The organism is Mesorhizobium sp. USDA 3734, from assembly GCF_056279665.1.
In genome coordinates this window covers 7,393,441-7,415,597 of sequence record NZ_JBWCCW010000001.1, presented here as the reverse complement: position 1 = coordinate 7,415,597, position 22,157 = coordinate 7,393,441, and the positions used below count along the sequence as shown (strand labels likewise).

Annotated in this window: 21 protein-coding genes; 12 read left to right on the top strand and 9 right to left on the bottom strand. The window is 62.6% G+C overall.

The genetic code is table 11. The annotated features are described in order from the left end of the window. Positions 1 to 229 precede the first annotated feature (229 nt). Complete coding sequence (locus tag ACZ89F_RS35610) at positions 230 to 691, bottom strand: L,D-transpeptidase (RefSeq protein WP_476096890.1); 462 nt, start codon at positions 689 to 691, stop codon at positions 230 to 232. A 356-nt stretch (positions 692 to 1,047) separates the two neighbouring features. On the opposite strand from ACZ89F_RS35610, the gene ACZ89F_RS35605 reads away from it, so the two are divergent. Together ACZ89F_RS35605 and ACZ89F_RS35600 are read left to right on the top strand one after the other, a co-directional pair. Next, entirely contained in the window at positions 1,048 to 1,380 is a 333-nt protein-coding gene (locus ACZ89F_RS35605) for a hypothetical protein (RefSeq protein ID WP_476096888.1), read from the top strand. 55 nt (positions 1,381 to 1,435) lie between these two features. Further along, positions 1,436 to 1,603: a hypothetical protein gene (locus tag ACZ89F_RS35600; protein WP_136620565.1), complete on the top strand. Its 168-nt coding sequence runs from the start codon at positions 1,436 to 1,438 to the stop codon at positions 1,601 to 1,603. A 71-nt stretch (positions 1,604 to 1,674) separates the two neighbouring features. Here the strand turns inward: ACZ89F_RS35600 and ACZ89F_RS35595 are convergent, their stop codons facing one another. After that, complete coding sequence (locus tag ACZ89F_RS35595; protein WP_476096886.1) at positions 1,675 to 2,361, bottom strand: winged helix-turn-helix domain-containing protein; 687 nt, start codon at positions 2,359 to 2,361, stop codon at positions 1,675 to 1,677. Between the two features lie 46 nt (positions 2,362 to 2,407). Between ACZ89F_RS35595 and ACZ89F_RS35590 the strand changes: the two genes are divergently transcribed. Both ACZ89F_RS35590 and ACZ89F_RS35585 read left to right on the top strand, forming a co-directional pair. Further along, entirely contained in the window at positions 2,408 to 3,181 is a 774-nt protein-coding gene (locus ACZ89F_RS35590) for a response regulator (RefSeq protein WP_476096884.1), read from the top strand. Positions 3,182 to 3,260: 79 nt separating this feature from the next. Further along, on the top strand, positions 3,261 to 5,348 hold the full coding sequence (locus ACZ89F_RS35585; RefSeq protein ID WP_476096882.1) for a GAF domain-containing sensor histidine kinase: 2,088 nt from the start codon (positions 3,261 to 3,263) through the stop codon (positions 5,346 to 5,348). A gap of 120 nt (positions 5,349 to 5,468) precedes the next feature. Here the strand turns inward: ACZ89F_RS35585 and ACZ89F_RS35580 are convergent, their stop codons facing one another. After that, a complete protein-coding gene (locus ACZ89F_RS35580; protein WP_476096880.1) occupies positions 5,469 to 5,879 on the bottom strand; it encodes a hypothetical protein in 411 nt (136 codons plus the stop codon). A gap of 516 nt (positions 5,880 to 6,395) precedes the next feature. Between ACZ89F_RS35580 and ACZ89F_RS35575 the strand changes: the two genes are divergently transcribed. Then, positions 6,396 to 7,598, top strand: coding sequence for an aromatic ring-hydroxylating oxygenase subunit alpha (locus tag ACZ89F_RS35575; RefSeq protein WP_476096879.1), 1,203 nt, complete (start codon positions 6,396 to 6,398; stop codon positions 7,596 to 7,598). 37 nt (positions 7,599 to 7,635) lie between these two features. Here ACZ89F_RS35575 and ACZ89F_RS35570 read toward each other — a convergent pair whose 3' ends face one another. Continuing rightward, the gene (locus ACZ89F_RS35570; protein WP_476096877.1) at positions 7,636 to 9,057 is read right to left on the bottom strand and encodes an aminotransferase; all 1,422 of its coding nucleotides are present in this window, start codon (positions 9,055 to 9,057) and stop codon (positions 7,636 to 7,638) included. Between the two features lie 272 nt (positions 9,058 to 9,329). Here ACZ89F_RS35570 and ACZ89F_RS35565 point away from each other — a divergent pair, with 272 nt between their 5' ends. From ACZ89F_RS35565 to ACZ89F_RS35555, 3 genes are read left to right on the top strand one after another with little or no spacing between them, the layout of a single operon-like run. Beyond that, entirely contained in the window at positions 9,330 to 10,247 is a 918-nt protein-coding gene (locus ACZ89F_RS35565; protein ID WP_109665225.1) for an ABC transporter permease, read from the top strand. Then, a complete protein-coding gene (locus ACZ89F_RS35560) occupies positions 10,244 to 11,068 on the top strand; it encodes an ABC transporter permease (protein ID WP_183447856.1) in 825 nt (274 codons plus the stop codon). Before ACZ89F_RS35565 ends, ACZ89F_RS35560 begins: the two co-directional genes overlap by 4 nt. A 16-nt stretch (positions 11,069 to 11,084) precedes the next feature. Continuing rightward, entirely contained in the window at positions 11,085 to 12,158 is a 1,074-nt protein-coding gene (locus ACZ89F_RS35555; protein WP_476097460.1) for an ABC transporter ATP-binding protein, read from the top strand. Here ACZ89F_RS35555 and ACZ89F_RS35550 read toward each other — a convergent pair. The 5 genes from ACZ89F_RS35550 to ACZ89F_RS35530 all read right to left on the bottom strand — a co-directional run bounded on the left by ACZ89F_RS35550 (position 12,122) and on the right by ACZ89F_RS35530 (position 17,246). After that, entirely contained in the window at positions 12,122 to 13,432 is a 1,311-nt protein-coding gene (locus tag ACZ89F_RS35550) for a flavin monoamine oxidase family protein (protein ID WP_476096876.1), read from the bottom strand. The genes ACZ89F_RS35555 and ACZ89F_RS35550 overlap by 37 nt on opposite strands. Continuing rightward, complete coding sequence (locus ACZ89F_RS35545; protein ID WP_476096874.1) at positions 13,429 to 14,505, bottom strand: extracellular solute-binding protein; 1,077 nt, start codon at positions 14,503 to 14,505, stop codon at positions 13,429 to 13,431. The genes ACZ89F_RS35550 and ACZ89F_RS35545 overlap by 4 nt, the downstream gene beginning before the upstream one ends. Before the next feature lie 114 nt (positions 14,506 to 14,619). Beyond that, entirely contained in the window at positions 14,620 to 15,702 is a 1,083-nt protein-coding gene (locus ACZ89F_RS35540) for an ABC transporter substrate-binding protein (protein WP_476096873.1), read from the bottom strand. Positions 15,703 to 15,731: 29 nt separating this feature from the next. Continuing rightward, the gene (betI, locus tag ACZ89F_RS35535) at positions 15,732 to 16,445 is read right to left on the bottom strand and encodes a transcriptional regulator BetI (protein ID WP_476096871.1); all 714 of its coding nucleotides are present in this window, start codon (positions 16,443 to 16,445) and stop codon (positions 15,732 to 15,734) included. A 6-nt stretch (positions 16,446 to 16,451) separates the two neighbouring features. Beyond that, the gene (locus ACZ89F_RS35530) at positions 16,452 to 17,246 is read right to left on the bottom strand and encodes a class I SAM-dependent methyltransferase (RefSeq protein WP_476096870.1); all 795 of its coding nucleotides are present in this window, start codon (positions 17,244 to 17,246) and stop codon (positions 16,452 to 16,454) included. 201 nt (positions 17,247 to 17,447) lie between these two features. On the opposite strand from ACZ89F_RS35530, the gene ACZ89F_RS35525 reads away from it, so the two are divergent. Genes ACZ89F_RS35525 through ACZ89F_RS35510 form a run of 4 tightly spaced genes read left to right on the top strand, consistent with a single transcriptional unit; the run spans position 17,448 to position 22,157 of the window. After that, positions 17,448 to 19,067, top strand: a complete 1,620-nt coding sequence (locus tag ACZ89F_RS35525) for a phytoene desaturase family protein (protein ID WP_476096869.1) — start codon at positions 17,448 to 17,450, stop codon at positions 19,065 to 19,067. Then, positions 19,054 to 20,619 (top strand): phytoene desaturase family protein, encoded by a 1,566-nt coding sequence (locus ACZ89F_RS35520; protein WP_476096868.1) that lies wholly within the window; start codon positions 19,054 to 19,056, stop codon positions 20,617 to 20,619. The genes ACZ89F_RS35525 and ACZ89F_RS35520 overlap by 14 nt, the downstream gene beginning before the upstream one ends. A 3-nt stretch (positions 20,620 to 20,622) precedes the next feature. Further along, the gene (locus ACZ89F_RS35515) at positions 20,623 to 21,894 is read left to right on the top strand and encodes an aminomethyl transferase family protein (protein WP_476096866.1); all 1,272 of its coding nucleotides are present in this window, start codon (positions 20,623 to 20,625) and stop codon (positions 21,892 to 21,894) included. A 2-nt stretch (positions 21,895 to 21,896) separates the two neighbouring features. Continuing rightward, positions 21,897 to 22,157, top strand: coding sequence for a hypothetical protein (locus tag ACZ89F_RS35510; protein ID WP_476096865.1), 261 nt, complete (start codon positions 21,897 to 21,899; stop codon positions 22,155 to 22,157).

Here is a 22,157-nt window from a genome sequence, read left to right as displayed (position 1 = left end):
TCCAGGAAAACTGTGTAACGGTTTTCCCGGGAAAAGCGCATAGCGCTTTCCCTTGGGAATTTCGCAAGACAAGTTGGAAACAAAAGAAAAGAGGCCGGAAATTTCCGGCCCCTTTTCTTTTTTGGCTGGGCTCGATACCGCCGGTTTGAGCTGTACTCAATACTGCAGCGTTTTCCGGTGGGAGCTTTGAGGCGCGGCAGCATGCCGACACGCCATCGTTTCCAGCCTGCTACTTGACGATGACGATGCTGGTGTTGGTCGCCCCGAACGTTTCGACGAGCTGGTAAAAATCCGCGGCGTTGTCGGGATGCAGCCGTACGCAGCCATGCGAAGCCGGCTGGCCGAGACGCTTGATCGCATAGGTCGCATGCACCGCATAGCCGCCGCTGAAGAAGACCGAGTGCGGCATCGGGGCGTTGTCGTACTTCTTCGAATACCACATCTCATGCATGCGCGTCGGCTTGAACGAGCCGGTCGGCGTCACATGGGCCCGGTCGCCGGTGGAAACCTTCCAGGCGAAGGTCGGCCGGCCGTCGACCGAGACTTCCATGATCTGCTGTGAAAGCGAAACGCGTGCCACGATCTTGTTGGCGGCATGTGCGGCACCCGAGCCGGCGCCGAGCAGCAGGGCGGCACCCGTGAGCGCGGCGGCGGTGATGTTGATGAGCTTGGCGAAAATGGCGGTATGCATGATGAAATCCCCTCTCTCTGCCGGTCCGGCCGGCTCCAATTCGATGGCTGCTTATCCCAATGTCATGTTTCGAGGAGATTTCGCAAAATGCTCATTTGTGTTTCGAATCTGTTTCCTCTGGTTAACAAGCGCAGCCCTTCATAGAACCGAATGTGAGTCAGATCTTCGACCTTCCGGCGAGGCCAAAGTCAGGGAACATGGGTATCTGCCTCTAAACGAAGGTGCGAATTAGCAGCATACGAAAGAAAGATCGGCGATCTCGAAACCAAACTGCAACAAAGCGAGGCTTCAAGCGGCATGATCCGGATACGGGCCGCAAGCAAAGTTGACGTAACGAAAACAGCCGGCAACGAAACATGGGAACGAAATCGAACGCACTGTCCTGGCTCCTCAGGATCAGCATCGCGGCAGCGGTCATCGGCGGCGTCGGGACGGTTGCCGGCACCCCGCTGACAAGCCTCGGTGCGATGACGTCGGGTGAGGTTTCGACGCTGCATGCCGCACTGTTTTTCGCCACGGTCTGGATTGTTTCCAGCCTGCGCATCGCCCGGCTAAAGGCCCTCTGGCGGGTCGGCCTTAGGCTGACGGGTTTGCGCGGCGCCTCCGGCAACTTGCTGCCGAGAGGACCGAAGGCCCGCGCCGCGACGGGGGGCTCCGTGGGCGGCGCGGGCACTTCGGGGGTGTCCTGAAGCGACCCGCAACACATTCACTTTTGAAGAATTGGCTTTTTGGGGAATTGGTACGATGAAAACGAAATTTGCCGCTTCGGTGCTTTCCGCACTGCTTTACGCGCAGGGCCTGCTCGGCTTTGCCGCCCTTGCCACCGTACTGCTCAGGGATCGCGCCCATGCAAGCGAGATCACCATGGGCAGCGACATGCCGGTGGGGCCATCGCTTCTGCTGGTACGCTGACCCTAGGAGCATCGGGCCCAGAGATGGAAAATCCGATGCCCAACAGAAGAGACTTCTTCAGCGTCCGGCAATCAGCCGGCGAATTGCTGCGGCGGATCGAACCGGTAGCCAGCGCCGCGTATGGTGGTGATGGTTTCGGTGTCGAGTTTGCGGCGCAGCCGCACGATGCGCGAATCGATCGAGCGATCGAAGGCGTCGGCGTTTTCCGCCGGTGCCGCGGCAATGATGTCGTCGCGCGTCAGCACCTTGCGCGGACTGGCCAGGAACAGCCTGAGCAGCGCCACCTGGCCGGGCGAGAGCTGTTCCTCCGTGCCGGAGCGATGCATGACCATGGCCGACCTCAGATCGACGGTCGCGTTCTCCAGCACGATCAGTTCCTGGTTGCCCCTGCCGCGTCGCGAAAGCAGACCGCCAACACGGGCAGCCAGTTCCCGGACATTGAGCGGGCTCTCGATGACGTCGGCCGCACCAAGCTCGAGCGCCAGCACCTTGTCGACGAGATCGGCCGGCCGGCAGATCAGGATGAAATCCGGTCCGCCTTCGCCGCCATGGCGGCGGAGCAGGTCGCGCCCCTCCGCCTGGCTGAGGCTGTCACCGACGACGACGACGTCGATGCCCTTTCCCGACAGCAGCGATTCGGCCTCCCAGGGCTGCCGCGCCTGACGCACATCGTGACCGCGCCGCTCGAGATGGTCGGCGAGTTCGGTCGCGACCACTTCGGCAACGGAAACAAGCGCGATGATCGATCGTGCGGCCATGTTTTCCCACCCTGCAACAGACATCCCGAGATGAGTGCTGGACATCATGTTTATACCCAATCTACTTTCCACTGAAAGTGGGAGCGAGAGCATCGTGCGGGCAAGAATTGTCATCGTCGAGGATGAGCCCGACCTGAGGGACGCGGTTGCCGAATATCTCGAAGCCGCGGGCTATGAGGTCGTCACCGCCGAAAGTGCTGCCGCCGCGCGCAGCCTCGTTGAAACGCAGTCGTTCCATCTCGCCATTCTCGATATCGCCATGCCGGGCGAAGATGGCCTGTCGCTCGGCCGCTGGCTGCGCTCGAAGCTGCCGATCGGCATCATCTACGCCACCGCCGCCGGCACCGCGCTCGACCGCATCGTCGGACTGGAGCTTGGTGCCGACGACTACATCGTCAAGCCCTACGAATTGCGCGAAGTGCTGGCGAGGGTGCGCAGCGTGTTGCGCCGCGTTCCCCAACCGCAGGAGCTTCAGGACAAGAAGGCCAGGACCGATCGCCGTTCCGTTGCCTTCGGCCCTTTCCAGGCCGATCTCGACGGCAGGCTGGTCACCGGCGCCAATGGCGCGGTGATCGAGATGGCCAAGAGCGAATTCGACGTGCTGGAGGTTTTCCTGACCCGCGCCAACCGGCTTTTGACCCGCGCCGCGATCTCCGAGGCGATCGGCTTCACCGAGGATCCGGAATCGTCGCGCGCGGTCGATATTCGTATCATGCGGTTGAGGAAGAAGATCGAGACCGACCCGGCCAATCCGAAATTCCTGCGCACGGTGCGCGGCGAAGGCTATATCTTCTCGCTGCCGACCGGCGACGGCAACTGAGCAGCGAGGCCAGAGGGTTTCAGGTTCGGGCCGTTGCTCGTCGATCGAATTGGCATGACCTCTGGAATGACGGCTGACAATGACCGCTGAAGCAGCAAGCACGGAGATGCAGGGTTTCAGGCAGGGCGCTGCGATGGCGGCCGTGCGTGTCGTTCGCCGGCTGCGTGAGGCCGGCGACTGGCAGCGCGAGATGGAAGGTATCCTGGAAACGCTCTGCCGAGCCATGGATTGCCAGCGCGGCATCCTGTTTCGCTTGCGCGAATTGCCTGGCCAGGGCTTCGCCCAATCCGTCGCCGCCTACTGGATCGACCCGCTCTTTGGCGGCGAACTGGCGTCACCGACGGTCATCATGCAGTCGATCGTCAATTCGGACCCACTGCTGGAGCGGCTGGCCGAGGACGAGCGGCAAGGCAAGATCTTCGCCGGCCATACGCGCAATCTCGATGGCTTTCTGAGAACCGATTTCGAAAAGCAGAACATCAAGTCGTTCCTGTCGGTATCGGTCTTCGCGCATGGCCATCTCTGGGGCACGCTGGCGGTCAATGACTGCGTCAACGAGCGCGAATGGACCGACGAGGAAGAGGCGACGCTGCACATCATTGCGCTGGCCATCGGCGATGCCATCGAACGCTCGCCATCCGAAGCCCATGCCAGCGAGGTCATTCGCCGCACCATGCTGCAGGCCTCGCTCGACGCTATCGTCGTCATCGATGAGACCGGCTCTATCATCGAATTCAATCCGGCCGCCGAGAAGATGTTCGGCTTCCAGCGCAGCGACATCCTCGGCAAGGACCTGCTCGATACCATCGTGCCGATCTATTACCGAAAGGGCTATGCTTCGGGGGCCGAATACATGTCTGGCCGTGGGGCGCCGATGGTCGGCCAGCGGCTCGAGACGGTGACCCAGAACGCCGCCGGCGAAGTGTTCCCGATCGAGCTGACGGCGACCGAGATGCGGGTCGCCGACCGCCGCCTGATCTTCGGCTCCATCCGCGACCTGCGCGACAAGCTGCGCGCCGAGGAGGAGATTGGTCGCCAGCGCGAGAAGCTGCACCAGAACGAGAAGATGGCGGCGATGGGCTCGTTGCTGGCCGGCGTGTCGCATGAGCTCAACAACCCGCTGGCCGTGGTTGTGGCGCAATCGACGCTGCTGCACGAATTCGCCTCCGATCCGCAGACCAAGGTGCGCGCCGAGAAAGTCCGTGCCGCCGCCGAGCGCTGCGGCCGCATCGTCAAGAGCTTCCTGTCGATGGTGCGCCTTCATCCTGCGGCACAGGCCGAGACCGACCTCAACCAGGTGATCCGTGCAGCATTGGAAGTGACCGCCTATGGCGCGCGCTCGAGCGGCATCATCATCGACACCGACTTCGCCGCCGGCCCGCTGCTGGCCATGGCCGACGCCGACCACGTGACGCAGGTGGCGGCCAATTTCCTCATCAACAGCCAGCACGCTTTGGCCGGCATTGCCGGCGACCGGCTGATCAAGGTACGGACGTTCCGCAGCGACCGGGGCAACCCCTGCTTCTCGGTCGAGGACAATGGGCCCGGCGTGCCGGAAGCGATCCGCAACCGCATCTTCGAATCTTATTTCACCACCAAGCCTGTTGGCGTGGGCACCGGCATCGGTCTGTCGATCTCGAAATCGATCATCGAGCGGCACAATGGCAGTGTCTGGTTCGAGGAAGTGCTACCGAGAGGGGCGCGTTTTGTCGTCCAACTGCCCGCCATTGTAGCCGGCCTTGTTGCTGCCGGCGAGAACCAGCCGCGATCGAGCGGCCTGCGCCACGCCTTGATCATCGACGACGAGCCGGATGTCGCCGGCTCGCTCTCCGACATTCTCGAATTGATGGGCATCAAGTCGCGGATCGTCCCTGTCTGGGAATCGGGCGCCGCCACGTTGAGCGGCCACATGCCGCCGGACATCGTCTTTTCGGATTTGCGCATGCCCGGCATCAGCGGCATATCGATCTATCGTGAACTGCTCATCGAAAAGACCGACCTGGCGCGGCGTTTCGTGCTGGTCACCGGCGACCTGATCGGCGCGAAAGCCGAAATCGAGGCCCTGCCGGCACAGCAGCGGCCGCAGATCCTGGAAAAGCCGTTCAGCACGCTGGATGTGCGCAGTGTGCTGTCCGCCATTGCCGAACAGGCGGCAATAAAAGGATAAAAAAGAGGCCCCCAACCGATGTCGCGGCGGGAGCCGAAAGGAGCGCTGGAGGCGCTCGGGGAGGTCAGAGCACGATCCCCAAAGAGGGAACCGGTTTTCGGGATCATGCTTCGACAGAAATCAGAAAATGTTCGGCGTACCGGTTAACGGCGCGGCATTGGCGATCATGCGGATTGCGCGGCTCTTGTGTGCTCCGGACTGCTCGGCAATAGCGCGCAGGCAATCGATGCTCTCGGCGCCCCAGGCCTGCCCCCTGCAGGCAAAATCGGTCATCGGCATCGGCAGACGCGCGGTCCTGGTCGTCGTCTGCGCACCCTCGACGAGGTTGGCCGGTGGATTCAACGAAGCGAAGGCTGGCCCGATTGTCGGCGTGAACGCCATTCCGATGAAGGCGCAAGCAGCCAGCACCATGAACATCGCCATGGGGTGGTCGCTGGCCCGCTGGCGCAGCGCCAGTTTCGGACGGCGGTCATTGCGCTCTGGAGCTTGAAGGCGGCTCTCGCCGCGGATCGCCTGGATTTTCGCATGCATTGCCTTCCCCTTCGCTGAGTTTCTTTTAGTGATGAAACGAATTTAATCGCACTTGGTAACGGGCGGATGATACGGATAGCTTGCCCGTGTAACAGCATCGCAACACTGGAAACGGGCATATTCGGGCAAAACCGGCCACAGCCGCATAGGCTGGTCTGTATTGCGAAGCTGTTTCATGCGCGCGCTCGGGATATTTCTGGAACGTCGATATCCGGCAGCAAAGCCCAAACCTCGGCCCGCGAACTATGAGCAACCTCACACTCCGGACAGGGAAGCAGCAATTTTTGCGGGAAACGGGTGAGATTTTGTCAGCATCGAGCGCTGCCCCCTCGCCCAAGACACGCGTTCCACAAGCCAGGTTAAGGCTCGGAATTTCCGGGATTTTCCTCAGTTGCATCGGTCGAAAATCGACTTCGGCACGGATGAGCAAAAGTTCGATACTTTCACAAGCCATTGCATTTCAATGAAAAATATGATTTTATTGAATGAGTATTCAATAAAAAGAAGAGACGTTTTATGAACCCGCACCTCCGTGACGTGGCGATCCCCAACGATTGGGACCGGCGGGGACTACCGGGCTGGAGTTACCATTCCGATGCCCTTCTCGAACTCGAGAAGGAGCACGTCTTCCGCAACCACTGGCAGATCGTTGGACATGTCTCCGACATTCCGAATGCCGGCGACTATCTGACCATGGACGTCGTCGGCGAGCGCGCCTTGATCGTGCGCGGCAAGGATGGCGTCGTGCGCGGTTTCAACAACATGTGCCGCCACCGCGGCAGCCGCGTCGTCGCCGACAGCCAGGGCAATTGCAAGAACGCGCTGGTGTGCCCGTTCCACGGCTGGGTCTACAATCTCGACGGCACGCTGCGTGGTGCCGCACGCCCGCGCTCCTTCCCCGACCTCGACAAGACCGAGTTCGGCTTGATGCCGCTCGATCTGGAAATCTGGATGGGCTTCATCTTCATCCGCTTCCGCAATGGCGGGCCGCAGCCTTCGGTCGCCGAGCTGATGAAGCCGATCGAGCCCGAATTCGCGCATTACAACGCCGCCGACATGGTGCCCTCCTGGGGCATCTGGAACCAGAAGACTCCGGTCAACTGGAAGTCGGTGCGCGACGTCGACAATGAGGGCTATCACGTCGCCATGGCGCATCCCGCCTTGCAGGATCTTTATGGCGCCACCTATTTCGACGAGCCCTTCATCAACGGCGTGTCGCGCTCCTTCGCCACCTACAACCCGCATGCCGGCCGGCGCTGGAGCGTCAGGAACTACGTCAAGATCGCGCCCGAGCCGACGCATCTACCCGACTATCTGAAGAAGGCATGGGTCTATTACGGCATCTTCCCCAATGCGGTCATTTCGGTGATGCCGGAATCGGTGCAGTTCTATCAGGAGTTTCCGCTGTCGACGGGTGAGACGCTGCTGCGCGGCGCCATCTACCGCTACCGCGACGAAAGCCGCGAGCAGGCCGCCGCCCGCTACCTCTCCTTCCGCATCGACCGCGACACCATGTCGGAAGATGTGCAGCTCTCGGTATGGTCGAACGAATCCATGCTGTCCGAAGCCTTCGAGGGTTTCTATCTCTCCGATCTCGAATATGGCGTGCGCACCCACCACGACCATCTGCGCAAGATGCTGCCGGTGCTGGGCCTGGAAACCGCGCCCGAGGAGAAGGACATGTGGAATTTGAACGATGCGCTGAGGTCGCGGTCGTAGCCAAGCTGCCGATCTCCCCGTGGGGGGAGATTGGCTGTTATCCTCGCCACACGCCCTCTTTCCTCAAATCATCCATCGTCCTTGAAATGCCTTCCCGCAGGATGCCGACCATGTCGTCGATCTGCTCGCGGGTGATGATCAGCGGCGGCGACATCACGCACATGTTGATCAGCGGCCGGACCAAGAGGCCAAGTTCGTGGCAATGGGCGTCGATGCGCTTGCCGACATCCTTGTCGAGCTGCAGCGGATCCTTGCTTTCGCGGTCCGCCACGCATTCGACGCAGCCCATCAATCCCATCCCGCGCACCTCGCCGACCAGCGGCAGTTCTTCCAGTGTCTTCAGTTGCGCCTGAAAATAGGGCGCGACCGCCTGCGTGTGGGCAAGCACGCCCTCTTCAAGCAGATCGAGGTTTTTCAGCGCCACCGCGCAGCCGACCGGATGGCTGGTGTAGGTCAGGCCATGGCCGAACATCGCGTCGGGATGGTTCGAGCGGCGCAGCTCTTCCAGCAACCGCTCCGAAATGATGACGCCGCCGAGCGGGAAATAGCCCGAGGTAATGCCCTTGGCGAAAGTGATCATGTCAGGATCGATGCCGAACACGTCGCCGGAGGCAAAGACATGGCCAAGCCGGCCGAATGCCGTCACCACCTCGTCGGACACATAGAGGATGTCGTTGTCGCGGCAGATCTCGCGGATACGCTTGAGGTAGCCGTCGGGCGGCACCACGACGCCGCCGGATGCCTGTACCGGCTCGCCGACGAAAGCACCGATCCGCTCAGTGCCGACGCGGGCGATCGTGTCGCGGAACTGATCGACCAGGAAATCGGTGAAGGCGGCAAGGCTCATGCCGTGCGGGCGGCGGAACGGATCGGGCGAGGACAGCTTGATGACCAGTTCGTCGGCGCCGTCCATCCAGTCGCGGTCGCGCGGGCGGCCGTTGAGCGAGGCCGACAGATAGGTCGAGCCGTGATAGGCGCCGCCGCGGCTCAGGATCAGCTTCTTTTCCGGCCGGCCGCGCACATTGTTGTAGAACTGCATGAAGCGCAGCGCCGTCTCTACGGCCGAAGAGCCGCCGGTGGTGTAGAAGACATGGCTGAGATCGCCCGGCGCGTGGCCGGCGATGCGCATGGCAAGTTCCGCCGACGGCGCGTTCATCGTGTACCACGGCGTGTTGTAGGACAGCGCCATCGCCTGGTCGTACATCACCTTGGCGAGCTCCTCCCGGCGGTGGCCCACATTGACGCACCACATGCCGGCCGGCCCGTCGATCAGCCGCTTGCCGGTGCTGTCGGTGATGTAGATGCCGTCGCCTTCGCCGATCAGCGCGCGTGCTTCGGCACCGACCGAACCGGCGAACGGCCAGGGCTGGATGAGATGGCGCTTGGCCAGTTCGACGGCATCGTCGCCGGGCTCCGCGCCGGCCATCTCGGTCGCCTTCAGGTCCCTTGCCGCAGCCATCATCGCCTCACATTGCTTCACAAATTTTCATCGGACATGAAGTGAGATGCCAAGCATTGGAAACAGCGGCTTTCTTCACTTCATTTTGAATGTCCGTTCAATCAATATTGCAGAATTAGCGCTTGATTTCAATCCAAGGATGCGCGCATGATGAAAGAAAGCCGGCAAGGGGAACAGGCAGCTGGCGTCAGCACAATGGGATACCGCATGGCGGGACAGTCCAGGCCAGCAACCGAGATCACACCCGGAGCCCTGCCCCCCGGAGCCTGGCAATGACGGCGGCCGCGGAAGGGTCGCCCCCGTTGCGCATGACGCGGGCCAGACGAAATGCCCTTCTGCAGTCCGAACCCGTACAGGGCCTCGCCCTGATCAGCCCGACCTTCATCTACGCGCTCATCCTTCTGGTGCTGCCGATCCTGGTGGTCATCGCGCATTCCTTCTGGACGCAGCACTACCTGACCATCGACCGCACCTTCACGCTGGAAAACTACCGCGTTGCGCTGACCGAGCCGATCTACCGTGATCTGCTATGGCGCTCGCTCTACATCTCGCTGACGGTCAGCCTGCTCACCGTCCTTTTGGCCTATCCGATCGCCTATTTCATTTCCTTCCACGGCGGACGCCACAAGAGCCTGTGGCTGTTCCTCATCACCATCCCGTTCTGGACCAGCTATCTGCTGCGGGTGATGTCGTGGAAGGTCATCCTCGGCTATAACGGCGTGCTCAATTCCGGCCTGATGGGCCTCGGCATCATCGACGAGCCGTCGACCGCGCTGCTCTACAATTCGAGCGCCGTCATCATCACGCTCACCCATGCCTGGGCGGCCTTCGCCATCCTGCCGATCTTCGTCTCGCTGGAGAAGGTCGACCGCACGCTGGTCGAAGCGGCCACCGATCTCGGCGACGGCCCGTTGCGCTCGTTCCTGCGCGTGACCTTGCCGCTGTCGGCGCCAGGCGTCATCTCGGCGGCGCTGATCGTCATGATCCCGACCGTCGGCGACTACGTCACGCCGAAGCTCGTCGGCGGCAAGGATGGCGTCATGATCGCCAACGCCATCCAGGCGCAATTCGGCAAGGCCTCCAACTGGCCGCTGGGTGCCGCGCTTTCCGTCACCACCATGCTGATCGTGACGTTGATGGCGGGCGCCACGGTGCTGATCATCCGTGCCGTGCAGAGGCTGGCGCGATGATTGCGGTGCGGCGCTTCCTGTCCGGCGGCTGGCTGGCGACCTATGCGTTTCTCTACGTCGCGTTCCTCTATCTGCCAGTGATCTTCCTGCCGATCTTCTCGGTCAACACGGCGGCGACACCGAAATTTCCGCTCACCGGCTTCACCTTGCATTGGTATGAGGATTTGCCGCGCACGCCGGCTTTGCTCGACGCCGCCTGGAACAGCCTGATCGTCGGCGTGTCGGCCGCCGTCCTGTCCACCCTGCTTGGCATCCTCGCCGCGCGCTCGATCACCCGCTATCGTTACCCCGGCCGCAGCACCATTCACGGGCTGATCATGGCGCCGCTGGTGCTGCCAGAGGTGATCGTCGCCATCTCCATGCTGCTGGTGATGCTGCAGCTTGGCCTCAGCCTGTCGCTGTTCACCGTCGTGCTCGGCCATGTGCTGGTCTGCATTCCCTATTCGATGACGGTGCTGACCTCCGGCTTCGAGGGCTTCGACCGCAGCCTGGAAGAGGCCTCCGCCGACCTCGGCGAAAGCGCCTTCGGCACCTTCCGGCGGGTGACGCTGCCGATGGTGGCGCCGGCCATCATCTCCAGCCTGCTGGTCTGCTTCACCATTTCGCTCGACGAATTCATCATCGCCTTCTTCCTGACCGGCACTGAAGCGACGCTGCCTATCTACATCTGGGGCCAGTTGCGCTTCGCGGCCAAGCTGCCCGGCGTGCTGGCGCTGGGCACGCTGCTTCTGGTTGCCTCCTTCCTGCTGATGACCGTCGCTGAAATCCTGCGTCGCCGCGCCGCCAGACGCACCCAGAACGAGGGAGGCCTCTATGCCTGAGCAGCAGCAACGATCCATGATCGAGATCAAGAACGTTACCCGCAGCTATGGGGCGTTCAAAGCGCTCGACGACGCCTCGCTGACCATCCGGGAAGGCGAGTTCTTCTCGTTGCTCGGCCCATCCGGTTGCGGCAAGACCACGCTGTTGCGCATGATCGCCGGTTTCGACAATCCGACCAGCGGGTCGATCTCTGTCGGCGGTCAGCCGATGGAGGGCATCCCCGCCAACCGCCGGCCGACCAACATGGTCTTCCAGAGCTATGCGATCTTCCCGCATCTCAATGTCGAACAGAACGTCGCCTATGGGCTGAAGCGGCTGAAGCTGCAGGGCGGCGAGGAGAAGCGCCGGGTCGAGGAGGCGCTGGCGCAGGTCTCGCTGACCGGCCTCGGCAAGCGCCTGGCGACAGAACTTTCCGGCGGCCAGCGGCAGCGCGTGGCGCTGGCGCGCGCGCTGGTGATGCGTCCCAAGGTGCTGCTGCTCGACGAGCCGCTGTCGGCGCTCGACAAGAAACTGCGCGAGCAGATGCAGGTCGAACTGCGCCGCTTGCAGCAGGCGGTCGGCATCACCTTCGTGCTGGTCACCCACGACCAGTATGAGGCGCTTGCCATGTCCGACCGCATCGCCGTGATGTTCGGCGGCAAGATCGCGCAGGTCGCTTCGCCGAAGGAGATCTACCAGCGGCCGGTCACCCGCCAGGTCGCCGACTTCCTCGGCGGCATGAATTTCGTCAAGGCTCAGATCGTCGAGGAAAACGGCGCGTCGCTGGTCGTCGACACGCTGGGCTTCGGCCGCATCAAGACTGACAAGCCCAAGGCTTTCGTGCGCAATGGCAGCGGTGCCACGCTCGGCATCAGGCCGGAGCGGCTGCGTGTGCTGTGGGACAATGCGACCGCCAAGTTCGAGGTCGCCGGCAAGGTGGTCGAACGCCACTATTTCGGCGAGATCACCCATCTGATCGTCGAGATACCGGGCCTGGAGAAACCCCTGTCGGTGACCGAGACCAACGATTTCGGCGCCGACGACATCCCGGTCGGCACCTCGATCCGCCTCGCCTACGATCCGGAAGCGCTGGTCGCGATGGCCGACTGAAGCTCGGCGATGATCTTGCGCGCGGCGATGCGCCCGGCAACGATCGCGCCTTCGACATAGCCCGGAAATGACGGTGATAGTTCCGAACTGGCGAAATACACGGGTGGCGCGCCGGCCAGGATGGTACGCTCAGCGTCGACAGCCGTCACGTCGACGATGAGGTCGCTGTAGGCGCCGCCACTCCAGCGATCATCCGTCCAGTCGCGATAGCTGAAATCCAGGACGTCTGCCGCCTCCGGGCCAAGGGCGTCCTTCAGCCTTGCCGTCACTTCGGCGCGCAGCGCCATTTCGCCAAGCGTATGCCAACGCAGCGCCAGCGGACCGCCGACGAAGACGACAAGCGCGGCATGGTCCGCATCCTTGCTGGCATCGCAGGCAAACAGGCCGGGCAGATCTCGCCACATCACCATGCCGCACAAGTCGCGATCGCGCCAGAACGGCATGGCATAGCGCACCTGGATCTTGATCACCGCTCCGCTTTTCCACACGCCAAGTGCTTTCCCGAGCACAGCCGGCAAGGCAGGTGCGAAATCGAGTTTCGCGGCCGTTGCCGGTGGCACGGCAATCAACGCCGCCCGTGCTTCGACAATGCCGTTGAGCGAGACTGTGCGAACACCATATTGTCCATGTTCGATGTGCGTGACCGGTTCGTTCAGCCGCACCCGGCCAATGAGATCCCCGGCCAGATCCTCGGCCAGCGACTGCATGGTGTCGCGCAGGAAGTATTGCAGCTCCGGCACCTCGTTGGTGATGCGCCGGTCATTGTCGATCAGGTGCCACAGCGGCATCTTGTCGAGCGCCAGGCACCACAGGCCTTCGATCATCGACCGGAAGGCCGCCTTGGCATCGGTTGCGTCCTTCTGGCGATCGAGCCAGACGTTGACGGTCAGCCTTGCTATCGAGGGATCGTTCGGCTCGATCCTGTTCATGCGCTCGCGGATTGCCATTGCGCCATGATAGGTCCGCTCGGCCTGTTCGACCGACATCGATGGATGGGTGATGAAATCGCCATTCACATAGGTCTCAACGAAGGTCTTGCCACGTGCCCCGGCCAGCGCCATCACCTCCGGCATGTCTTCGCAGAAGAACTGACCTCCACTGTCGAGCCGCTCGCCAAGCCCGTCCAGAACGGCTTCCACCCGCCCGCCGACGCGGTCGCGCGCTTCGAGCAACAGAAAGCCGATGCCGGCTGCCTTCAGTTCGAGCGCCGCCGACAGGCCGGTGAAGCCGGCGCCGACGATGACGACATCGGTTTTTTCCAGTTCGCCCCTCAATAGCCGGCCTTGATCTTCTCGAATTCGGCGACCATGCGCTGCTTGAGTTCCGGCGCCACCGGCTGCTGGAACAGCGTCTTGTCGAGAAACTTGTCGAGATTGTCGAAACCGCGATCGACCAGCACCTTGTGGTCTATCGCTGCCATGCCGGCGCCATTGCCATGGCCATAGCCGAAGGTCTTGACCATGTAGTCCGACACGCCGGGTGCGTTGACGGCGCTCAGGAATTCATAGGCCTCATCGAGCTTGTCAGGTGCGTCCTTCATCAGCACATAGCCGCACACCCAGGTCGAAATCCCTTCCTTGGTGTCGCGGTTCATGGCGATCGGCATGTCTTGTCCCTTGAGCGTGACAAAGGTCTCGTTCCAGCCCCAGACGAGATCGACCTCATTGCCGATAAAAGCCTGGTTGAGGTCGGTGTCGTCGGTCCAGTAGAAGCGGATGTTCTTGTGCACATCGCGCAGGAAAGCGGATGCCTCCTGGAACTGCGCATCGGTCATCTTGGTCCAGTCCTTGAGGCCGATCACCAGGCTCGCCAGCGCATAGGCATCATCGACATTGTCGCCGATGGTGACGCGGCCCTTGAACTTGGGATCGGCGAAGATCCTGAGCGACTGCGCCTCTTCAGCCGTCACCTTGTCGGTGCGGTAAAGCAGTGAGGTGTTGCCCCAGTCGAACGGCATGAACCAAGCCTTGCCGTCGGCTGTGGTAGCGAGATCCTTCATCGCCATGATGCCGGGATTGAGGTCCTTCCAGCCTGCTATCCTGGAGGTGTCGAGCGGCTGCAGCATGCCGGCCTCGCGCCATTTGACCACGCTTTGCGAGCAAGGGTGGGCGATGTCGGCCTTGAAGCCCGCCCGCATCTTCTCGAAGGCTTCATCCTCGTCGCCGAAGAAAGCGAAGGTCGGCTCGGCACCGTATCTGGCGGTGTAGGCGGGGTGCAGGAGCGGATCTTCATAGCCCGACCAGTCGAACACGACGAGATCGCCGCCGCCTTCGGCGAAGGCATGGACCGCACCGGCGCCGATCATGCACGCGGCAGCAAGGGCAAGGCGGCGTAACACTGACGTCATGGCGCGAGACTCCCCCATCGCGAAAAAACTGCTGCGACGTTAGGAGAATTCGGCTCACTTGGCGAGCCCGTCCGCCCGCCATGTCGGCGGGCAAACGGTCAATCGAAACAGGCCTCAATACCCGGCTTTGATCTTCTCGAATTCGGCGATCATCTTGAGCTTGAGGTCGGGTGGCACTGGCGACTGGAACAGCGTCTTGTCGACGAATTTCTGCACGTCGTCATAGCCCTTTTCCTTCAGCACCGCCTGGTCGACGCCGGCCATGCCCTTGGCGTTGGCCTGGCCATAGCCCCAATCCTTGACCAGCACCTTGGCGGTCTCCGGATCGTTGACGGCGTTCAGATAATCATAGGCCTTGTCGATATTGCCGGGCGCGTCCTTGAACAGCACATAGCCGCAGACCCAGGTCGAGATGCCTTCGTCGGTGTCCTTCTTCGCCATGATCGGCACGCCGGCTGCGACCGACTGCACGGTTGCATCATTCCAGGCCCAGGCGAGGTCGACCTCACCGCCGCTCAGCAGCTGCACGACGTCGGTGGTGTCGGTCCAATAGGAGCGGACGTTCTTGTGCACCTGGCGCAGGAAGTCGGACGCCTGCTTGAACTGGTCGTCGGTCATCTTGGTCCAGTCCTTGACGCCGATGGCGAGGCTCGCCAGCGCATAGGCATCGTCGACATTGTCGCCGATCGACACCCTGCCCTTGAACTTGGGATCGGCGAAAGCCTTCAGCGATTGCACGTCCTTGGCGTCGATCTTGGAGGTGTTGTAGGTGAGCTGGGTGTTGCCCCAGTCCCAGGGCATGAACCACGCCTTGCCATCTGGTGTGGTGGCAAGATCCTTCATCGCCATGATGCCGGGATTGAGGTCTTTCCAGCCCGTGATCTTCGACGTGTCGAGCGGCTGCAGCAGGCCGGCCTCGCGCCATTTCACCACGCTTTGCGAGCAGGGGTGGCCGAGATCGGCCTTGAAGCCGGAGCGAACCTTCTCGAACGCTTCGTCCTCGTCGCCGAAGAAGGCGAAGGTCGGCGAGTCGCCGTTCTTCTCGACATATTTCGGGTGGAAGCTCGGGTCCTCGTAGCCGGACCAGTCGAACACGATCAGGTCCTTGTCGGCGGCGACCGCAAGTGCCGCGGCCGAAGCCGCCAGCGCACCAGTCAGCGCCAGGGTCAATGTCAGGCGTCGGGTCAGTTTCTTCATTGTTCCATCCTCTATCTGTTCTGGTGTTCTTATGGTTTTGTCGCGCCGACGGCCTTCGACGGATAGTGTTTCGGGAAGGCCACCGACAGGAATTCATTGGCCGCCTGCAAGGCGGTTTCGCGCGTGGTGTCCTCGGTCCCCATCATCAACCGCAGCCACAGCCCTTCCAGCATCGCGCTGAGTGCCAGAGCCATGACCTGCGGCTCATAGGCATAGAGGCCACTTTGCTTGAGCGTCGCGCACAGGTCGATGAAGATGGTCTGATAGACGGCGTCGCGCGCGCTGCTCAGCGCCTGGTAGGTCGGCCGCGACTTGGCCTCGCCCCAGAAGGCGCACCAGGCGGCGAGCTTGCGCTTGTTGCAGATCGAGCGGTCGAAATCGGCGGAGACCAGCGCCTGAAGCTGATCGGCGGGATCATCGCCTGCTTTCTGCAGGGCGTTGCGCCAATGCGCCGAATACTCGTCATACATATGCTGCAAGGTCGCGATGAGCAGCTTTTCCTTGCTCTCGAAATGGAAATTGACGATGCCGCGCGACAGGCCGGCGCCATCGGCGACATCGGCCATCGTCGTTTCCGAATAGCCGCGCTTGGCGAGCGAATCGATCGTCGCCTCGATGAGCTGAAGCTGCCTGACCTCCTTCGAGGCCTTGCGTCCACGCTTCTCGGCCTCGCTTTTCCGCACCGATTCAAGGAGAGCTTCCTTGGCGACTGCTGTCTTCATGGGTCTGATGTTCTCCAGCATCGCCGGCTATTCAACCGGCCTTCGACCGCGAAGATGAGTGGGACGGTGCTCACCACTGTCAAGCACCTTTTGCATGGCTTCCCAGGTTCGTATGTTCTTGTCGACATAGGCTGCGCCAACCGCGGCCGCGACCGTCGGATAGAGCGGTCCCTTCAGCCTTTCCAGCTCGCCGCGCGCGACGTCGCGATACCAGGGATTGCGGTCCCTGACGGTGACATCGGCAAAGCCGGCACTCCGCATAGCCTGCGCATAGCGCGCCGGCGACGCCATGGCGAAGGACAGCCCTTCCGCCGCGATATAGGCCTTCATCTCGGGTGACGGTTCGCCGTCATGCGAGATCATCCAGTTGGAGGCAGCAAAGACGCCGCCCGGCCTGAGCACCCGAAAGACTTCGGCAAACAGCGCATCCTTGTCAGGCACATGCAGCAGCGCATCCTTGGAGAAGACGACGTCGAAGGAGCGATCGGCGAAAGGCAGTGATCCCGGTGGCGCCTGGATGAAGCTGACACGATCCGCGAGTCCGCGCGCCGCGGCACGCAGTTTCGCCGTTTCGATCACCGGCTGTTCGACATCGAAGCCGGTGGCGTGGGCGGCACCGTGGCGCTCGACCAGATGCAGTGTGATGCCGCCGGAGCCACAGCCGATGTCGAGGATCGTCTTGCCCTTAAGCGAAAGCCCTTCGACCACCCGGTCGACCTCGTCCGGTCCGCCCGGCGACAGATAACCGTCACCCCACAGCGCCTCGAGGAAGCGGATGGCAGTGTCGTCATACTCCGGCCCGGCATCTGCCGTCTCAATCATCGGATGTCGTCCCCGTCAGCCGATTTAAGCACTTTGGAATGCCGGCAAAGCGTATCCCAAGGATGAGAAAACGCAACACCATTTGTTGAACATTCATTCAGTATGGCTGGACAGAATGGCTGGTGCCGTGCCAAATTCCGCGCATTCGGGGAACAGATCACGCAAAAATGAAGAGCGGGTCAGAATGAAGACTGGGCCAAAATGAAAGCTTGGGACGCGATCATCATCGGCGGCGGGCACAACGGACTGGTCAATGCCTGCTACCTGCAGCGCGCCGGGCTCGACGTGCTGGTGGTCGAGAAGAACGACTGGGTCGGCGGTGCCGCCACCAGCCGCGAGCTGACGCCGGGCTTCCTCTACTCCAACTGCTCCTATGTCTGCTCGCTGTTTCGCCCCGAGATCATGCGCGACCTCGAACTGCCGCGCTTCGGGCTGCAGGTCATCTCCTACGAGGGCGGCGCGGTGTTCACGCGCGACGGCGACTATCTCGCCAATTACCGCGACCACGATGCCCACCGGCGCGAGTTCGCCCGCTTCTCCAAGCGCGATGCCGAAGCCTATGACCGCTATGCCCGCGACGTGACGCGGCAGTGCCGCTTCATCCAGCCGCTGTTGATGCGCACCGCGCCCGACCCGACCAGCCTGCGGCCGCGCGACCTCGGCGAGTTGCTTTATCTTGGCAAGAAATTCGCCGGCCTGTCGGCGCAGGAAATGGCGCTGACGCTGCGCTTTTGGACGATGTCGATCTCGGAGTTCCTCGACGAGTATTTCGAGACCGACGTCATCAAGGCGAACTTCGCTCTGTCCGGCATCATCGGCACCGCGCTTGGTCCAATGTCCCCGGGCACGGCTTACGTGCTTTTGCACCACTATATGGGCGAGGTCGATGGCTCGGTCGGCGCCTGGGGCTATGCGCGCGGCGGCATGGGCGCGGTGACCAAGGCACTGGCCGCGTCGTTCAAGGCATCGGGCGGAACCATCCGCATCGGCGCCGAGGTCGACCATGTGCTGGTCGGCCGAGGAAAAGCCAAGGGCGTGGTGCTGGCCGGCGGCGAGGAGATTTACAGCAAGCTCGTCGTCTCCAATGCCGACGTAAAGCGCACCTTCCTCAAGCTCGTCGAGGAAAAGGAACTGCCCGACATCTTCCTGCGCCGGGTCAGGAACTTCAAGATCCGCGGCTCCTCCGGCAAGGTCAACATCGCGCTCGATTCGCTGCCGGAATTCCCGGCGTTGCCGAAGGATTCGCCGGTCTATCGCGGCGACATGCATTTCACCGATTCGGTGGAGCGCATGGAGCGCGCCTATGACGACTGGAAGGCTGGCCGCTGGTCGGCCGATCCCTTCCTCGACATGGTCATCCCGACGACGCTCGACCCGACCATGGCGCCACCCGGCAAGCATTTCATGAGCTGCTTCGTGCAATACGCGCCGCCCAAGATCGGCGGCCGCGAGTGGACCGATGCCGACCGCGACGGCTTCGCCGATAGCGTGATTGCGCAGATCGCTGAATACTCGCCGGGTTTCCGCGACCGCATCGTCCATATGGAGGTGCGCACGCCGCGCGAGATCGAGGCCGAGGTCGGCCTCACCGAGGGCAACATCTTCCAGGGCGAACTGACCTTCGACCAGCTTCTGTTCAACCGCCCGGTGCCGGGCTACGCGCAATACCGTTCGCCGCTCAGTGGGCTCTACATGTGCGGCTCCTCGACTCACCCTGGCGGCGGCGTCATGGGCGCCCCAGGCCGCAACGCCGCGGCGGAAATCCTGCGCGATCTTGCCAAGTCCACCTCGCATATGAGCCCGTCCCATGACGTCATTTGAAACAATCGTCATTGGCGGCGGCCACAACGGCCTCGTCGCTGCCGCCACGCTGGCCAGAGCCGGCCGCAAGGTGCTGGTGCTGGAAGCCGGCACCGAAGTCGGCGGCGCCGCGCGCACCGAGGAATTCGCGCCGGGCTTTCGTGTCTCGTCCATCGCCCATCTGCTGAACCGGCTGCATCCCGATGTGGTGAAGACGCTCGAGTTGGAAAAGCACGGCCTGCGATTCGGCCGCGTCGACTTCATGCCGTCGGTGGCTTTGTCGAAAGACGGCCCGCCACTTGTCCTGCATGGCGCTTATGGCGAGGTGCTGACTGGCGCCAGTTCGTCCGAGCAATCCGCCTGGAAGGGATTGCGCGGGCAGCTGCTGCGCTATGCCGGCATATTGAAACCATTCCTGTCCCGCCGGCCGCCCGATCTCGCCGGCATATCGCTGCTGGAAGCAGCTTCACTCGGTCAGACCGCGCTGGCGCTGAAGAAGCTCGGCAAGGAAGATATGCGCGACTTCCTGCGCGTGCTGCTGATGAACGTTGCCGACCTGCTCGACGAACAGCTTGCCGATATCAGGCTGAAAGGCCTGCTTGCTTTCGATGCGACGCTGGGCAGCCACCTCGGCCCGCGCTCGCCGACCTCGCTGCTCGGCCTCTACTATCGTCTGGCTGGCGAGACTGGTGGTGCGGCCGGCGCGCAAGTCCTGCCGCAAGGCGGCATGGGCGCGGTCGTCGCCGCCATTCGTGCCTCGGCGGAGAAGGCTGGCGTCGAAATCCGCACATCGGCGCCCGTAGCAAAAATCATCGTCGAGAAAAGCCGCGTCGTCGGTGTCGCGCTCGACAATGGCGAGGTGTTGCGCGCGAACACGATCGTCTCCGCCATCAACCCGGCGACGACTTTCCTCGACCTCGTCGGACCGCGCGAGATCGACACCGGCTTCGTGCGCAAGGTGAAAAACATCCGCATGAAGGGCGATGCCGCCAAGCTTAATCTGGCACTCGACCGGCCGCCGCAATTCACCGGTGTCGATGCCGCCGGCCACAAGGGCCGGCTGGTCATTGCGCCCTCACCCGATCACGTCGAGCGCGCCTTCAACCCATCCAAATATGGCGAGTTCTCACCCGAGCCGGTGATGGAGATCACGCTGCCAAGCCTCGCCGACCCGTCGCTCGCGCCCAGTGGCGCCTGCGTGCTGTCCGCGGTCGTGCAATACGCGCCCTATGCCCTGAAAGAGGGTTGGGATGCCGGCAAGCCGAAATTCCTCAAGGCGATCATGGCGCAACTCGAGTCTCACGCCCCAGGCATCGGCAAAAGCGTTGTCCACGCCGAGCTTCTGACGCCAGCCGACATCGAGACACGCTACCGCATGCCGGGCGGCCATTGGCATCACGGCGAATTGCAGGCCGACCAGATGCTGGTCTCGCGCCCCGTAACCGGCTGGTCCGGCTACGACACGCCGCTCGAAGGGCTGTTCCTGGCCGGCGCCGGCTCGCATCCCGGCGGCGGCGTCTCCGGCGCGCCCGGCCTCAATGCCGCGCGGCGCATCATTGCGATGAAGGGATAAGCCATGGCCCAGGCAACCAGAAAGCCCATCGCAAGGAGAGTCGACACGGCTGTTTCCGCTCGCATCGCCGCCCAATCTCATTTCCGGACGCTGCGTCCGGGCACGCCGTTCCAGCCGCGCATCGACGCGCTGGCCAAAACCCAGGACTGGTACAATTGGGCCGGCTACCGCGCGCCCCATTCGCTGTGGGACGAGGAGCTCGAATATTTCGCCATCCGCAGCCAGGCGGCGCTGTTCGACATTTCGCCAATGACCAAATACCGGATCGAGGGGCCGGACGCCGAAGCCTTGCTCAATCGTGTCACGCTGCGCGACGTCACCAAGCTCAGACCCGGCCGCGTCCATTACACCGCCTGGTGTGACGACGAGGGCTTTGTCCTCGACGACGGCACGCTGTTCCGCCTGTCGCCGACACGCTTCCGCCTGTGTTCGCAGGAGCGGCATCTGCCCTGGCTGCTCGACAGCGCCGTTGGTTTCGATGTGGTTGTCGAGGAAGAGACTGAAGCCGTTGCAGGCCTCGCCTTGCAAGGGCCGACCTCCTTTGCAGTGCTGCGCGATGCCGGCTTCGCCGGTGTCGAAAGGCTGAAAATATTCGACCTGGCCGATTTCCCGCATGATGGCGGCCCCAAGGGAAACACCCAAGTCACCATTTCGCGAACCGGCTTTACCGGTGATCTCGGCTACGAGCTGTTCGTGTCGGCCGACAAGGCGCTGAGCCTGTGGGATCGGCTGATGACCTCAGGCGAACTGCGCGGCATCCGCGCCATCGGCTACACCGCGCTCAACCGCGCCCGTCTGGAGGCCGGGCTGATCGTTGCCAATGCGGATTTCACAACCGCCGAGCACGCCATCCGCGCCGACCGCCTGCGCATGCCCGACGAGATCGGGCTCGGCTTCATGATCGATCTGGAAAAGGGCCATTTCAACGGCCGCCGTGCCATCCTCGAGGCGAGAGCGAAACGCAAATTGCGCTATGTGCTGGTCGGGCTGGAGATCGAGGGCAACATCCCGGCCGAACACGCCATCGTCTACCACAAGAAAGCCCGAGAGGTTGGCCTGGTCAGCGCCGCCATGTGGTCACCGATGGCCAAGCGCAACATCGCCATCGCCTCGCTGGCGCGGCCGTACGGTGATACCATGGTCGAGGACCTCTGGGTCGAGATCTACGCCATGCGCGAGTTGCAGTATCAGAAGCTGATGAAGCGGGCCAAGGTGGTGGCGCGGCCGTTCATCAAGCTCGACCGCCGTACCGCCAATCCACCGGCGGACTTCTGACCATGACCGACGAAGCCGACAAGCCTGGAGAAGATGGGGAAACAGCCGAACAGTGGGAGCTGGTCAACACGCCGCTCGGCGAGAAATGGTCGGGCCGCACGCGCTATGCCGCCGCCATGTTCTTCTACAAGCGCGACGAGATGAGCGCCGAGACGCTCGAAGTCTACCGCATTTGCGCGCGGCTCGATTCAGAAGATCCGCTGCCGATCATCCGCGATCGCGGCGTCGGCAAGGACTGGCTGAAGCGCATGGGCTTCCAATAG

Excerpts from the sequence above, each read along its gene's own strand:
- ACZ89F_RS35520 (WP_476096868.1), top strand. The coding sequence starts at position 19,054 with ATGACGTCATTTGAAACAATCGTCATTGGCGGCGGCCACAACGGCCTC.
- ACZ89F_RS35570 (WP_476096877.1), bottom strand. The coding sequence starts at position 9,057 with ATGGCTGCGGCAAGGGACCTGAAGGCGACCGAGATGGCCGGCGCGGAG.
- ACZ89F_RS35565 (WP_109665225.1), top strand. The coding sequence starts at position 9,330 with ATGACGGCGGCCGCGGAAGGGTCGCCCCCGTTGCGCATGACGCGGGCC.
- ACZ89F_RS35545 (WP_476096874.1), bottom strand. The coding sequence starts at position 14,505 with ATGACGTCAGTGTTACGCCGCCTTGCCCTTGCTGCCGCGTGCATGATC.
- ACZ89F_RS35515 (WP_476096866.1), top strand. The coding sequence starts at position 20,623 with ATGGCCCAGGCAACCAGAAAGCCCATCGCAAGGAGAGTCGACACGGCT.
- ACZ89F_RS35525 (WP_476096869.1), top strand. The coding sequence starts at position 17,448 with ATGAAAGCTTGGGACGCGATCATCATCGGCGGCGGGCACAACGGACTG.
- ACZ89F_RS35540 (WP_476096873.1), bottom strand. The coding sequence starts at position 15,702 with ATGAAGAAACTGACCCGACGCCTGACATTGACCCTGGCGCTGACTGGT.
- ACZ89F_RS35585 (WP_476096882.1), top strand. The coding sequence starts at position 3,261 with ATGACCGCTGAAGCAGCAAGCACGGAGATGCAGGGTTTCAGGCAGGGC.
- ACZ89F_RS35510 (WP_476096865.1), top strand. The coding sequence starts at position 21,897 with ATGACCGACGAAGCCGACAAGCCTGGAGAAGATGGGGAAACAGCCGAA.
- ACZ89F_RS35590 (WP_476096884.1), top strand. The coding sequence starts at position 2,408 with ATGTTTATACCCAATCTACTTTCCACTGAAAGTGGGAGCGAGAGCATC.
- ACZ89F_RS35595 (WP_476096886.1), bottom strand. The coding sequence starts at position 2,361 with ATGGCCGCACGATCGATCATCGCGCTTGTTTCCGTTGCCGAAGTGGTC.
- ACZ89F_RS35530 (WP_476096870.1), bottom strand. The coding sequence starts at position 17,246 with ATGATTGAGACGGCAGATGCCGGGCCGGAGTATGACGACACTGCCATC.
- betI (WP_476096871.1), bottom strand. The coding sequence starts at position 16,445 with ATGCTGGAGAACATCAGACCCATGAAGACAGCAGTCGCCAAGGAAGCT.
- ACZ89F_RS35555 (WP_476097460.1), top strand. The coding sequence starts at position 11,085 with ATGATCGAGATCAAGAACGTTACCCGCAGCTATGGGGCGTTCAAAGCG.
- ACZ89F_RS35605 (WP_476096888.1), top strand. The coding sequence starts at position 1,048 with ATGGGAACGAAATCGAACGCACTGTCCTGGCTCCTCAGGATCAGCATC.
- ACZ89F_RS35580 (WP_476096880.1), bottom strand. The coding sequence starts at position 5,879 with ATGCATGCGAAAATCCAGGCGATCCGCGGCGAGAGCCGCCTTCAAGCT.
- ACZ89F_RS35575 (WP_476096879.1), top strand. The coding sequence starts at position 6,396 with ATGAACCCGCACCTCCGTGACGTGGCGATCCCCAACGATTGGGACCGG.
- ACZ89F_RS35560 (WP_183447856.1), top strand. The coding sequence starts at position 10,244 with ATGATTGCGGTGCGGCGCTTCCTGTCCGGCGGCTGGCTGGCGACCTAT.
- ACZ89F_RS35610 (WP_476096890.1), bottom strand. The coding sequence starts at position 691 with ATGCATACCGCCATTTTCGCCAAGCTCATCAACATCACCGCCGCCGCG.
- ACZ89F_RS35600 (WP_136620565.1), top strand. The coding sequence starts at position 1,436 with ATGAAAACGAAATTTGCCGCTTCGGTGCTTTCCGCACTGCTTTACGCG.